Genomic DNA, 13,205 nt, shown 5'->3' on the forward strand with positions numbered 1-13,205 from the left:
CAAAGTCCTTTGATCTGTTCTATTGCTGCTTATTTCGTAGCTGCTATCGCGGGAATTACGAATGTGGCGGGCGGTTGGACAGCAAATCGTTGGGCAAAGCTTCCCTGATTGACTGCGAGTCCGAGTCGTCCACGAGAATCGATGTAGAACAAGGGGGAGCCGACTGGCACGTCGCTGAACGTCTTTACAAAAGGAAATTCATAATTTTTGCCACCTATGGTGACGGGAACCTTGGCGCCCAGTGCATATCCAAGCTTGGCGAATTGATCACGGGAAACGTTGGTTACCAGGTTGCCAAACGGTCCATCGGTGCCGATGATGCTTGCTGAGAGGCCCTTTGTGTCTATAGTGGCTTTGGCAACATTCAAACGAACAAGTGATGCGATATCGAGTGCCGGCCCTACTTGTGTCCAGTCCTCCCCATGCGCAATATGTGCTCCCACGGGAGAGAAGATGTCGCGACCATGAAATGTAGACGAAAGCTGTGCCCCTATCATCCACTTCGGATTGGTGATTTCGCGCGCCGCTTCGATGCCGTCTTGATCGGCAACAAGCGTAATGAGGCCATTGTCGGGCAACACGAAATACTGTCCGCGCTTTGTGAGCGCCACGATGGGCTTGCGCGTACTTCCTACTCCAGGATCAACCACGGCTACAAAAACAGTATTTGACGAATAGTACGGAGCCGTACCCGATAGGAATCTAGCCCCCTCAAGAATATTGAACGGGGTCACATCGTGTGTGAGGTCCACCAGCCGCAGATCTGGCTCAATTCCGTACATCACACCCTTACATATTGGGATTGCATCGTCCACATGACCGAAATCCGTCATAAAAACAACAGTCGGATGTGCTGTGGTCTTTGGTTGTGCCTGCATGGCAACGACTGAGAAGCACAATGTAAAGAGAATAAAAAGTGTCCATATGCGAAGAGAGGTATTCACTCGCTGGTACATTCAATGTCCTTTCTCCCCTGATGGGATCTGGCCTAAAATGACAACGCCCACGGACCATTCAGGCGCGTGGGCAAACTCAAAACGAAGAATTAAGTGTGATCGGAGGCTGTCTCACGCGCAAGACTTGAAATAAGCGCAACATGCGCCCTGCATTCGACAAGTCATATGCTGAGAGTTCACTAAATCTTCCTGGTGACTAGATTAGTAGCTACCGATTCTTCTATTAAACCATACTCCCATGCCATTGGGGTATAGCGTAGCTTCGGGAGGGTCTGAATTACCGCATCAACCTCCATTTTGGGTTTATTCCCCTAAAACGATGCAGAGGCAGAAGTGACTAGATCTCCCGAAATCGGTAACCAATGTAACTGTCCGTCAACAGATAATGCGGGTGTGTGGGATCTTCTTCCAACTTTTTTCTCAGTTGACTGACCACGACACGCAAATATTCTCTCTCATTCCCATATTCAGGGCCCCAGAGCGCGGCCAGAATTCTGGTATAAGCCATCGGTCGGCCAGCATTCTCCATTAGAAAGCGGAGTACATCGAATTCTTTCGGAGTCAGATGCACTTGAGCCCCATCTTTTTCAACACGATGACGTATGCGGTCAAGCCTTATCGCACCTATAGTGATTGGGAGCTCCGAAGCCGGAGGCGGAACTCGATAGCGACGAACGGAGGAGCGCAGACGCGCGGCAAGTTCTCGAATATGAAACGGTTTTGTTATATAGTCATCAGCTCCTGCGTCCAGCGCTTCCACCTTATCGTCTTCATTATCTCTAACAGTCAGCATGAGAATAGGAAGAACAGGATAGTTGTGGCGAATCCTCCTGCAGGTCTCAATCCCTCCAATTCCTGGCATGTTGATGTCGAGCAATACCGTTTCACACTCAGTAGAACGAAGTAATAAGAGAGCTTCCTCTCCGGTGCTGGCTTCTGTGATTTTGAATCCCATTTCCGTCAGCGTCGTACGCAGGCTGTGTCTTAAGGCAAAATCATCTTCGACGATCATGATTTGGGGAAGACGTTCCACTCACTAAACCTCCTTTGCGATCTGCGGCAATGCCAGAAAAAATGCAGTGCCATACTTAGGATCACTATCCACCCAGAGTCGTCCTTGGTGGGCGGATACGATTCGTTTGACTATAGATAACCCGATTCCTGTACCTGAAGCACGGTGTTCTGTTCCTGGACTTCGATAGAAGCGGTTGAAGATGCGGTTTCTTTCTTCCGGTGCGATATAGGTTCCTTGATTGTGAACGCCGATGATGTTCTCAACCTCTTCCTCTGTGATCCTTATCGTGATTCCAGATTGAGGGGGAGCATATTTAACTGCATTATCCAAAAGTTGCTCGACAGCCATCCTCAGCAGATGCGGATCGGCATAGGTTAGTATTCGGGATTTGGTTGCGTCTACCTGTATCGAATGATCGTGGACACCCTGTTTGTATTGTCGGGTAATATCACTAACCAGTTCAAAAAGATTAACGGAGCATCTGCTCAGTCTCAGACTGTTCCTGTCCAGTTCTGCCGTACCCAGAAGCTGATTGGTCAGATTGTTCAGGTGTTCAGCTTCATTATCGATCAGGGTTATGAGTTCTTTCTGGAATACCGTTAATGAACCGACGGTGAGCAAACCCGAGCTTGAACTTTTGATAGTGGCTAACGGAGTCTTGTATGCATGGGCTAGTGCATCGAGTACCGTAGAACGGAGCTGCTCACTTTGCTTTGCCGCCTCAGCATTGCTTTCTGCAGAGAAAGAACGTGCTCGTTCAATGGCAATCGCGGCCAGTGAAGCGGCTGCATTTATCGATGAGGTATCGAGGGTTTGCCCGCAAAAGATCAAAGATCCTGTAGCTCGAGTTCCGATACGTAATACTCGCTTATAGATTCCGCGTGAAGGATCATCTTCATCTTTTTCGGAGAAATAGACGGAACGGACTTCCTGCTCCTCCAGAGTGCAGTTTCCGCTTACGTAGAGGTGTATCTCATATGCGTCCCATAGAGCAACGCCTTCAACATCGAGTTTCGTACGAATCAAACCCACAATCTGAGGCTCTGTAGGTTGATGTCTATCCAGAAGGAGAATGCTCTGGCTGAGGTCATACAGTTTCTGCATCCTCATACGTTGAGTTTCCGCGTCGGATGAGTGTGCTTTTATCTGGATGGAAATGCGGCTGACAAGCAGGGCAACGGATTCAAAGATAGCCAGGGCTAGCCACTCTTGTCGGTCGGCAATGTAGAAGACAAATAAAGGCTGTGTGAAGAAATAGTCGAGGAAGGCAACAGAAAGGAAAGAAGTGATGCTTGCCTCTAGAAAGCCCCATCGTAACGCCACAAGAATTACAAGAAGAAGATCCAGCGACGTGGCGGAGGAGAGATTGAAGTGAAGATGAAATCCTGTCCAGGCCGCAATCAGGACCATGCTGATTCCAGCGGAAATTCCGGTGACGTGAGTGTATATCGCTTTGCTTGAAAGCATGCCGGAGTCCAGATGCGCAATTTCATATTAATCAAGGAGGCATAAAGAAACCGTAAAGACAGCATATGTTTTCGCTTCGAAAAAGATAGCCAGGATTTATGCGCTGCTTATGCCTTTCACGGTTCACTTGAGTTGCACCGGTATGTGATCCGGTTTTACGAGGTGATTCCGATGAAGTGTTTGAGAGGCCTAAAGCAAGCTGATCCACGATCTTGGACCTATGTTAAGGCGGTTAAGGATCTGGCCGCTGCCGAAGACGAGTGGCAGGACTGTGGCTGGAAGTGGAGCAACTTCCCTAAGAAATGTCGTACCATCCGTCATTTACCGCTGATCGTACTTTTCTTAAGTGTTCTTTTATTGCTACCCGCTGGCTTTGCCCAGTCAACCTTCGGCACAATTCGGGGAACGGTGCAGGATGTTAGTAATGCAGCGATTCCGGGGACGAGGATAACCGTTCATTCTCTTGATGAAAATGCCGATCATGTCGTTGAAGCGGATGAATCGGGCAACTTCCTCTTGGAGAATCTCAAGCAAGGCAGCTATTCTGTACGGGCGCACCGTGATGGTTTTGCCGATGCGGTTGTGAATACCGTTAGTCTCGGTGCAAGGCAAGATCTTAGATTGAATCTCACTCTTCCGGTTGCAAGTCAGGCAACTACTGTAGAGGTCAGCACTGTTCCGGAACTGATCAATACAGAGAATGCAATTCTGACGGATTCAAAAGACAACACGCTCATGACCGAGTTACCTCTGAACAACCGGGCGACTACAACCAGTCCGCTTGGAAGTTTGGCTCTTTCCTCAAATGTGCAGCAGGATAGCTCCGGGAATATTGCTCTGGGCGGAGCAAGTTCCTCTATGGTGAATTTTTCCGTCGATGGCATTTCAACGGCGAATATACGCCAGAATGGTGCCCTCCAAGATGCTTATCCCTCTCAGGAAGGAATTTCGGCGGTAAAGGTCACCGCGTTCAATAATAGTGCAGAGTTCTCGCAAGTTGGTGACGTGACGTTTACGACCAAGAGCGGCACCAATAATTACCATGGAAGTCTCTTTGAATATCTGCAGAATGATGCATTGGATGCCAGCCCATACGGATTCAGCGGTAAAGCACCGAAGCGCTTCAATACCTTCGGAGGCTCGTTGGGAGGCCCAGTAAGCCTTCCCAAAATCTATAGCGGAAGAGACAAAACTTTCTTCTTTTTCGACTATGAGGGGAATCGTCGTAGAACTGCGATTGCTCAGCAGTTATTAGTTCCAACGTCAGCGGAACGCAATGGGGATTTGTCTTCCTTAGGCTCTACAACAATTATTCAGCAGAGCAACATCAGTCCAACGGCAAAGGCGTTATTGAAATACTATCCGCTCCCGAATATATCCGGCCAATCGAACTACAATTATGAGAATTTCCAGTCCACCCCGGCGCGAACCGATGGGGTGGATCTGCGCATTGATCAGACAATTAGCAGCAAGCAGTCAATCTATGCACGTTTTAGTAGAAAGAACGTTGCGGCCGAATACGCAAATCCCTTGCTGCCCAATGATATTGATAGTATTCATAATCGTAGTTTGTTGGTTTCTTATACTAACTCCATTACATCTCGTCTTCTGAATGAATTTCGTTATGGGTTTACAAACGTTACCACTGGAGTCGGATTTCCCATCCGGGGTTCCGATGCGTTAGCAGAGCTTAACCTGTCTGGTGTAGACATCAGACAGCATCCCACTACACATGCTTTCCCGACGTTTAACTTCAACGCAGGTACGGGGCTGACTCCAATTGGGCGAGACAAAACCGGTATTACCCAATCGAAGACTACGCAATTCACTGACAACCTGACCTACATTTTCGGGAAACACACCTTGAAGGGAGGTGTAGACATCCGACGCGTCAGATACTTCGATGTTGAATTATTTCTCCCCTCCGATGATTTTGGCATGTTTACTTTTCAGCCTACTTTTACCGGAAATTCCTTCGGCGATTTTCTAATTGGCGCACCGACGACGCTTTTCTTTGCAGTATCAAGTCCGGATGTGGGCGGAACAGCCACTCAGTACAGCCTGTTTCTCCAAGACGAGTACCAAATACATAGTAAGCTGACTTTCAGTTACGGTCTACGTTGGCAGGCTCTTCCCAGCTTCCATGAGGATGGAGGCAATCTGGCGAACTTCGATCAGCGGAACAACTCGATTGTGGTTCCTGATGAGTTGTCTTCCTATCTGAGTAAACTGAATCTGCAGAGTTCAAATCTGGCATTTCAAGAGTCCTTTAATGCCTGTAATCTGAATTATGCGGGCTTGCCATGTACAAAGTATGTAACGGCAGGCAAGGATCATCTTCCTCAAGGTCTGCGCAAAACCTACATGGGGAATTATCAGCCTCGTCTCTCATTGGCATATCGTCCATTTAGTGACGGCAAGACGGTTATCCGCGCAGGTTTCGGTATTTATACAATGACCAATCTGGGGCCGCTCTCGTTTAACAACAGTGGAAACCCAACTTCCAACCTGCATACCTATACGAATAGTAACGTGACCGACTCGGCCGGGACTCATCCTCTAATCCGGTTTCCCAATACGGCACCTCCAACCGTGGGAGTGCAGTATGGTGGTGGGGGGCTGGATCAAGCGGTAGATCCAAACTATCGGGATCCACAGTCAAATCAGTGGAACTTCACTGTAGAACGGCAAATAGGCGATAACAGCAGTATCCGCATTAGCTATGTTGGCATGCATACATATCGCCTTAGTGTGACAGAAGACCTCAATCAGGTTCCGGCGAGTACGACACCCTATCAGACAACAATGGCAAGCCCCTATGTCGATCCACGAGCTCCGTATCACAACTGGTTTACGCTTTACAGTACCTTTAATGCAGGAAAGGCCAACTATCATGCGTTGGAACTGGAGGCAACTCATCGGATATCGCATGGCGTGTACTTTGATGTGAACTACACTTTTGCAAAAAACATGGCAGACAATCAGGGCGATACCCCGGGTGGATTTGCTGGCGAGGTAAATTATGGCATTCCTGTAGCGGATCGTTTTCATGTTCCCGGAAACTATGGGAACGTGCAGGGAACAAGGCGAAATCGATTCCTGTTGACCAGTGCCTATCAATTGCCATTGGGCCATGGACATAGCTTGTTTAAAGGCGATGGCTGGATGAATACGTTGCTAGGTGGATGGGAGCTGAACAATATCACTCTTTTACAGAGTGGTCCATGGCTAACACCGAGTATCAGTGCATCCTACGATCAATCCAACACAAATGTTGTCAATCGCGGCGCTTATCTTCGCCCCGATGTGGTATCCAGAAAATACTACATCGGTCAGTCTAGTAGCCATTATTTTAATCTCTCGGCATTTTCTCCGACACCGAATGGAGCGGGCCGTTTCGGTAATGCGGGAGTAGGCATCCTGGAAGGACCAGGAACAGCTACGATGAGTCTTGGACTTGCCAAGGTAATTAAACTTACTGAAGGCGCAAAGCTGCGTTTTGAATCTACCTTTACCAATATTTTGAATCACACCAACTTTGCACCTCCTGCGACCCAGGTGGACAACACTTCAACCTTTGGCGTGCTGAGTGCACCCCAAACCGCCGAAAACGCAGGCAACCGCACGGGGCAAATGGCGTTGCGTTTAGATTTCTAAATATAAGTCTCTTCCTGTGTGCAGGTTTTCTCAACGGAAAGCCTGCATACATCCTCCTTGGGGCATCCTGTCAAACGGTAGAATGGCGCCGTCTTCGCGTGGAAGCCGGCGCCAAATATAACTTCAGGATTGAAGATCTACGAGAAGAATCTAGAATTTTACGAGGATTGCTGCTGTAATCCTATTCTCACTATTGCGAAGGTCAGGAGTCCATCCAGGAACTAACGTTCCGGGGGTTCCGGTGTTTCCACCCGGCGGTGTGACGCCTCCGGGCCCGGAGAAATAGGGAACATTAGCAGCGCGATGGTTGTATTCAAAACGCCAGGTAATGTACTGGCTGGGCATATAGTCAAAAGTTGCTGACGCATCCCATGCCTTGAATTTGTCGCCAGGGTTTTCGGTGAAATAGGGAGTCCCGGTTGTTGCGGTTGCTCCGTTAATGGGAGGTAGAAGCACTAGATAACGTCCAGGATTATTGATTTTCCCGCCACCTATTGTGATAGCGTACTTGTCCCTATCGAACCAAAGACGGTTGTACAGCATAAATCCAAGAAAGCTTTGTTTGGGGCCTTTCTTAGATGTTCCGGCACAGCTTACGCCTCCACCGTGCTCGCAGCCTGCATCTGCGGTCAATGAGAATGCTGCTTTATCGAGGAGTCTTTTAGGGTTGTCATAATATTTGTACTGTACGCTGTCATCCGTATGGTAACGGATTCTTCCCGGCGTATTCAAAGCATCTTCGCCTAAGGCATATTGATTTCCTAGGATTGATAGTTTCCCGTTGGGCCTCCAAAGAATCTGCCCTCCAATTCCCGGTCTATGGTTAAATCTGCCATAAGACTGCCATCCGTTTACAAACCAAGGTTCAATCTTAAGCTTGTCTGTGGGAAAGAATTGCGCCCGGACGCCGGTAAAAAACCATGGTGTGTTCGAAGAAACGTAAGAGGGTTGGTATGCCCAATTATCAAAGTTGTAGTAGCTGAATAGTCCAACATAGGACATAAAGATACCTGCGTCGACATTGATTCCGTGCATGGCATTGAAGTGATAACCGCCATATGCTTCCGAAAGATAACGGTAGGCATCGGCTAGATTCCATTGGCCACGCGAGTAGCTGGAATCGTTGCGAGGGGTCGTTTCGGAATACATACCAAACTGTGTCATGAACCGGGCTCTCACATTGTCATAATGGAAATCTCCACCAATTCCCAACTGCGTAAGCTGAACCTCGTTGGAGCGGAAGATCTCGCTTGATCCTCCAATTGTGTCATCTTGGGGATGGCGAAAATCGTAGGTATAGTCAATATCGGCACGGATTTCTGGAGTAAAGAACTTGGTATCCATGGGGATATCCTTTGTACGAGGATTCCCGTTTAGCCAGGTAAAATCAGCGAAGGCGAAAGGTTCGCTTTTCGACGAGGGCCTAGATTCCGTTGGTGGTGCGACAACATAAGGTTGCGGTGGAGGGAATGCTTCTTTGTGCAGCGTGTTTGCAGCCGCCGCGAGATTAGATGCTGCAGCTTTATCGTCTATAACAGCAGGAGAAGCATCTCCCTTTATGCTTCCACTTCGGGTGGACCGCAGCTGGTTTTCCAGTTCCTCAATTCTGTGTCGCATATTATCGAGTTCTTTCAGAAGGGTGGACGTTGAACCAGTATCTGAGCTCTCTGCCGTGGCTTGCCTAGCCTCCATGGAGGTATTGCCCTTACTTGTTTCCAGTTGCCCGAAGCTGAGGGGCGGAATCATGGAAAGAAGTGCAATCATAGGAAGCACACGAAACCATGTGCTCTCACGCTGGTGGATGCAAGTTTTCTTGCATAGTATCTTTTCGGGTATCACACTAAACCTCTCATTTGCTTGTACGATTGCCGAAAGCGTTCATCGGCTGTATTGAGCAAACAGGTTGAGCCTATTCCCGAAGTCATTATTAAGGACTAAAGAACCCATAAGTAAGTCATAAGTGTTAAAGATTCACTTTCTTTGCAGCTGGTGATTACGTTCTTCTTGTTAGACAGGAAGATGCTTTTGTTCTTTATGCCTTCTTGATCTCTTGTGATCAAGAATCAGCCTGGAGGAGGGAACTATCATGTCGAAAAATTTTATGATCGTTTGCTGTATGGCGGCGGGGATATGTCTTGTTGATAATGGTTTCTGCATTCAGATGCATGCGGAAGCGCAAAAGCATCTGAGCCGGAAAGAATTACACAAACAAGTTAGGGAGGCACATACGACGGAACAGTATCGTGCCTTGGCAGAATACTTTCGAGCGGAACAGTCCAGGTTCGAGTCAATGGCAAAGATGGAAGAGAGTGAACTGGCTCGCTTGCGAGAGAACCCTGCGGCTGTACCCGGTAAGTATCCAACCCGCATTGATTCGGCAAATCACTTCTATCAATACTACATGTTGAAAGCGGATGAGATGGGACGCCGTGTTGCTGAATTTGAAGAGAAGATTGCGCTCAGCAATAGAAATACTACGGCAATTGATCGAAGGTGAGTTCAACTGGATGGGTTGATTGGTACTCGGGACGAGAAGAAGTATTATCCCCTGGCATGAGTTCAACAGTGAGGTCGGAACCCATGCCAGTGGCTTTGGGATATCATTGCCGTGGGAAGGCTGATCAGTTCTTTTAGGTGTGCAACTGCACTAACCCTTGGCTGGAGGAGATCGTCCTCAGAAATGCGATGTGTTTCAGTTCTCCTCGGATCATTGCTGTCTCATCACAGAAACGCCGACGTGAACATGAATGACAATCTTTATAGTACTTTTCCCGCAAAGTATCGTGTGAAACTGTATGGAAGTCATATTGAAGGAAAAACGCTGATATCCGGGTAAACAAGCACAGGCATTCTATCTTGTGCTCATCTGCTTTTTGCAGTATCGCTGCCATTAACAGTTTACCTATACCTCGTCCTCTCGATCCCGGAAGTACGGCGAGGGAGCGCACTTCTGCGAGATTGGGTCCATAGCAATACAGACCAACGCAACCAAGAAGGTGTCCAGTTTTGGATTCGGCAACTATGAAAGTATCAATGGCGGAGTCGACATCGCCATGAGTACGGTGCAACAGTGTTCCGTCATGAGCGAGACTATTGATGAAACATACGATATTATCAACATCATCTATTCTTGCTTTGCGAATTACAACGGATCTGACTACGGTGCTATGTTTGAAATTCATAAGGAGCTCGGTTTCTAATTCGTGAAATAGCGCTATCCCTGGGTGACGCTGCTTGTAGAAGAATGTCCTTGACGATGTACCATCATGCCGCAAATGAAAACTTGCGCCACGGTCTACGGAGTCGAAACTCTATTGCCGGTGTTGTACCTTTTGCTGTGGGAGCTTCGAGTGCTCCTCAATAAGGCAAGGAAGAGAGATGTGGCGAGAAGAGTCGGAAAACAGAGTACGAGAAAAGTATCCATTTTAGTTCCTCTGTACGATTAGCTTTGGTATCGAAACACCAGTGCGTTCCGGGAACAGTCTGTCAGCGCTATGAGCTTGCTCTTTAGCAACCGTAGTGCCTTCCTTCTGCGGATCGCTGCCACGAGATTCGGACAAATGTTCTTTGGAAGAAAGTATCGTCAACGATGTAACATTCGTTGTTTTCGCCATGAATAATCCAATCTCCTGGATTGACCTGCCGTTCTCCGGTGTCTGTCAGAATGGTTGCTGCCGTGACGCATTGCGTCGCTTCCACTAGTAAGGGTCTACAGGTGCGAAATGTTTTCGTCATTTTGGTACTCCTCTCTCGACCATTCCTATTGAAACTTCGAGTGCATAAGAAGTGCGTAAAAAAGTTATAGAAAATATGTAAGAGTTATAAGGTTAGATAAAGGAACAAGTTGCCGGATATTCCTGAGTAGCTTTTGCTGTCGCTTCAAGATCTCTGCGGCGCGAATGAGATCCTTCGGGCCAGTCTAGATACGCTGGGAAAGCTCAATCCGCTATTTATCTGAAGATTCCAAATTGGGCATGAAAGCAATTTGGGAAGGAATCAATCTTTATAACATCTGGAAAATTCCTGACACACAAGGAATACTTCAAAATACGATAATATTCATCTATTTGCTGCTCCAGATGCTCTTCTTCGTGAAATGACGCTCAGGAATTCTTCTCCGGGCAGAATGATTGCGGAGCAGGGAGCACCTTTGTATGATGAGATCTTTGGAAGGCCTTTTGTCCCTCCTGAGTTAGCCGATGTCGCAGAATTTCTTGATTACAACCCCTGAGGCGGAACGCGCAGAACTAGAGAGCGTTATAGAAGCTTTGGCACGGTGGCCACGGCTGGCATCCCTGATGCGGTATATGGGAGAGAAGTATTTTTCGGGCGAAGTTGAACAACTTCACGAATACGCCATTGCGACAGAGGTACTTGGCCGTTCAAAGATGGTGTTCGATCCGGGGGAAGATGCGATCGTTCGGGTTGAGACACACCGCTTGCGGAAGCGTCTGCGAGAATTTTATGAAACAGAGGGAAGAGACCATCTCCTTCAAGTCACACTTCCTTCTGGTAGATATGTTCCTCATTTCGTGCCCCGATCCAGTGCCAGCTCTCTTTCTGTTGTTCCGAGCGAAGCGGAAGTCGGCTGTGCGATACCTCCTCCGGCGGAATTGGTAGAGATCTCCGTACCTACATCAGCTGCATCTTCGGAGGAGAAAATTCCCCAGAAATCTGGGACCAGCTCTATAGGAAGGCCTAAATCTGGCATTTTTAAGATTGCTAGGGAAAGAACAGTCTTTTTGTCTTTTGGGGTGCTGCTGATACTGGTAGCTCTGGTCTGCTATTTGTTTTTTCGTTCTGGGGCGTTTTCGAAGCCTATACAAGCTACCGCAAGCAATCCGCAGGGAAATACTCCTGTTGCTCCGGGTGGGGTCTCTCCCTTTGTGCCCCTTCGTATCCTTGCCGGTTACAACGGTAATCCCCGCATCGATAGTGCCGGGGTGACGTGGAATCCCGATCAGTACTACATCGGTGGGGGGAGTTGGCGTCGCAATTCTGCACCCATTGCTAGAACTAGCGACCCCCTTATCTTCGATCAATGGAGAAATGGAGATTTCGTCTATAGGATTCCGCTTAAGCCGGGAATCTATGAGTTGCATCTTTTCTTTGTGACTGCTTTGCGATCGTCAGATGCTATCTCCACCTTCAGCGTATCAGTCAATGGAGAACCCGTCCTGCGAGGATTCGATATAAATTGGGACGCATTGGGGGATGGGATCGCTGACGAACGGATCTTTCGAGATGTGTCTCCTAGCAAAGACGGATTTCTCACCATTGGTTTTACTGGAGAGCAGGGGCCCCCATCTTTAAACGCTATTGAGATTTTGCCGGGTTTGCCCCACCGTCAGAATCCCATTCGATTAATTACCCAAACCTCTCCCTTTACCGACCGACGCGGTCAGGTGTGGCATCCAGACAACTATTTTATGAATGGCCGCCTTTCCGGCCAGACCCGGGTGCTAGATGGAGCCTCTGATCCTGAACTTTTCGCAGAAGAGCGGTATGGACATTTCACCTATGCCCTGCCGGTGGATACTCGAGACAAGTACACCTTAATTCTTCATTTTGCGGAGTTCTACTTCGGTCCGGGGGCATCAGGATCGGGCGGTCCTGGTAGCAGGCTCTTCCGGGTCATGTGCAATGGGCAAATTTTGCTGGACAACTTTGATATCTATAAGGAAGCTGGGAGTTTTCGTGAGGTCGCCAAGACCTTTCATCACATAAAGCCAAATGCCCAGGGTAAGCTGAATCTGACCTTTGAACCCATTATCAATAATGCAACTATCTCCGGTATTGAGGTCTTGGATGAAGGACCATGAGTCTTCCCTAAAGCCGGTCTTTCGGAAACCAATTCCCTGATTGTTTGCAGGCTGCTTCAGCTATTTGGTGCCAAGACATAGATATTGATGTAGAGCCATCGCCTCCCATATTCCCAGATGCAACTGACTTTTCTCGTGAACATACTCAAGACCTGGATTGCCCCTGGCCAGGTTGGAAACCTATGGTCACCTAGCTGTAGCTCTCGCTTCCTGAAAGCAGAATCCCTGGCATGCATCGGTATCAGGCAACCACCTCGAGGCGCGTCAGAGTAGATCCTTGCTCCGTGT

At 48.2% G+C, this 13,205-nt stretch carries 9 protein-coding genes; 3 read left to right on the forward strand and 6 right to left on the reverse strand.

Annotated features, from left to right (window positions below; genetic code table 11):
- Positions 1-29: 29 nt before the first annotated feature.
- From AC6I7T_RS32680 to AC6I7T_RS32690, 3 genes are all read right to left on the reverse strand, one after another.
- Positions 30-956 (reverse strand): SAM hydrolase/SAM-dependent halogenase family protein, encoded by a 927-nt coding sequence (locus AC6I7T_RS32680; RefSeq protein WP_497794883.1) that lies wholly within the window; start codon positions 954-956, stop codon positions 30-32.
- 337 nt (positions 957-1,293) lie between these two features.
- Positions 1,294-1,989, reverse strand: a complete 696-nt coding sequence (locus tag AC6I7T_RS32685; protein WP_497794885.1) for a response regulator transcription factor — start codon at positions 1,987-1,989, stop codon at positions 1,294-1,296.
- A 3-nt stretch (positions 1,990-1,992) separates the two neighbouring features.
- Positions 1,993-3,438, reverse strand: a complete 1,446-nt coding sequence (locus AC6I7T_RS32690; protein WP_497794887.1) for a sensor histidine kinase — start codon at positions 3,436-3,438, stop codon at positions 1,993-1,995.
- 171 nt (positions 3,439-3,609) lie between these two features.
- On the opposite strand from AC6I7T_RS32690, the gene AC6I7T_RS32695 reads away from it, so the two are divergent.
- A complete protein-coding gene (locus tag AC6I7T_RS32695) occupies positions 3,610-7,095 on the forward strand; it encodes a carboxypeptidase-like regulatory domain-containing protein (RefSeq protein ID WP_497794889.1) in 3,486 nt (1,161 codons plus the stop codon).
- Between the two features lie 150 nt (positions 7,096-7,245).
- Here AC6I7T_RS32695 and AC6I7T_RS32700 read toward each other — a convergent pair whose 3' ends face one another.
- Entirely contained in the window at positions 7,246-8,712 is a 1,467-nt protein-coding gene (locus AC6I7T_RS32700; protein ID WP_497794891.1) for an outer membrane beta-barrel protein, read from the reverse strand.
- Between the two features lie 469 nt (positions 8,713-9,181).
- On the opposite strand from AC6I7T_RS32700, the gene AC6I7T_RS32705 reads away from it, so the two are divergent.
- Entirely contained in the window at positions 9,182-9,592 is a 411-nt protein-coding gene (locus AC6I7T_RS32705) for a hypothetical protein (protein WP_497794893.1), read from the forward strand.
- 133 nt (positions 9,593-9,725) lie between these two features.
- On the opposite strand, the gene AC6I7T_RS32710 is transcribed toward AC6I7T_RS32705, so the two are convergent.
- Positions 9,726-10,277 carry a GNAT family N-acetyltransferase gene (locus tag AC6I7T_RS32710; protein ID WP_497794895.1) on the reverse strand — a complete coding sequence of 184 codons (552 nt, stop codon included), beginning with the start codon at positions 10,275-10,277 and terminating at the stop codon, positions 9,726-9,728.
- 325 nt (positions 10,278-10,602) lie between these two features.
- A complete protein-coding gene (locus AC6I7T_RS32715) occupies positions 10,603-10,830 on the reverse strand; it encodes a hypothetical protein (protein WP_497794896.1) in 228 nt (75 codons plus the stop codon).
- 464 nt (positions 10,831-11,294) lie between these two features.
- On the opposite strand from AC6I7T_RS32715, the gene AC6I7T_RS32720 reads away from it, so the two are divergent.
- On the forward strand, positions 11,295-12,917 hold the full coding sequence (locus tag AC6I7T_RS32720; RefSeq protein ID WP_497794898.1) for a malectin domain-containing carbohydrate-binding protein: 1,623 nt from the start codon (positions 11,295-11,297) through the stop codon (positions 12,915-12,917).
- Positions 12,918-13,205: the final 288 nt, after the last annotated feature.

It is taken from the genome of Humiphilus diazotrophicus (assembly GCF_059726315.1).

What these genes read in the sequence shown, in the direction of transcription:
- AC6I7T_RS32695 (WP_497794889.1), top strand. Translation starts at nt 3,610, where the DNA reads ATGAAGTGTTTGAGAGGCCTAAAGCAAGCTGATCCACGATCTTGGACC.
- AC6I7T_RS32720 (WP_497794898.1), top strand. Translation starts at nt 11,295, where the DNA reads ATGTCGCAGAATTTCTTGATTACAACCCCTGAGGCGGAACGCGCAGAA.
- AC6I7T_RS32710 (WP_497794895.1), bottom strand. Translation starts at nt 10,277, where the DNA reads ATGAATTTCAAACATAGCACCGTAGTCAGATCCGTTGTAATTCGCAAA.
- AC6I7T_RS32700 (WP_497794891.1), bottom strand. Translation starts at nt 8,712, where the DNA reads ATGCGACACAGAATTGAGGAACTGGAAAACCAGCTGCGGTCCACCCGA.
- AC6I7T_RS32715 (WP_497794896.1), bottom strand. Translation starts at nt 10,830, where the DNA reads ATGACGAAAACATTTCGCACCTGTAGACCCTTACTAGTGGAAGCGACG.
- AC6I7T_RS32690 (WP_497794887.1), bottom strand. Translation starts at nt 3,438, where the DNA reads ATGCTTTCAAGCAAAGCGATATACACTCACGTCACCGGAATTTCCGCT.
- AC6I7T_RS32680 (WP_497794883.1), bottom strand. Translation starts at nt 956, where the DNA reads ATGTACCAGCGAGTGAATACCTCTCTTCGCATATGGACACTTTTTATT.
- AC6I7T_RS32705 (WP_497794893.1), top strand. Translation starts at nt 9,182, where the DNA reads ATGTCGAAAAATTTTATGATCGTTTGCTGTATGGCGGCGGGGATATGT.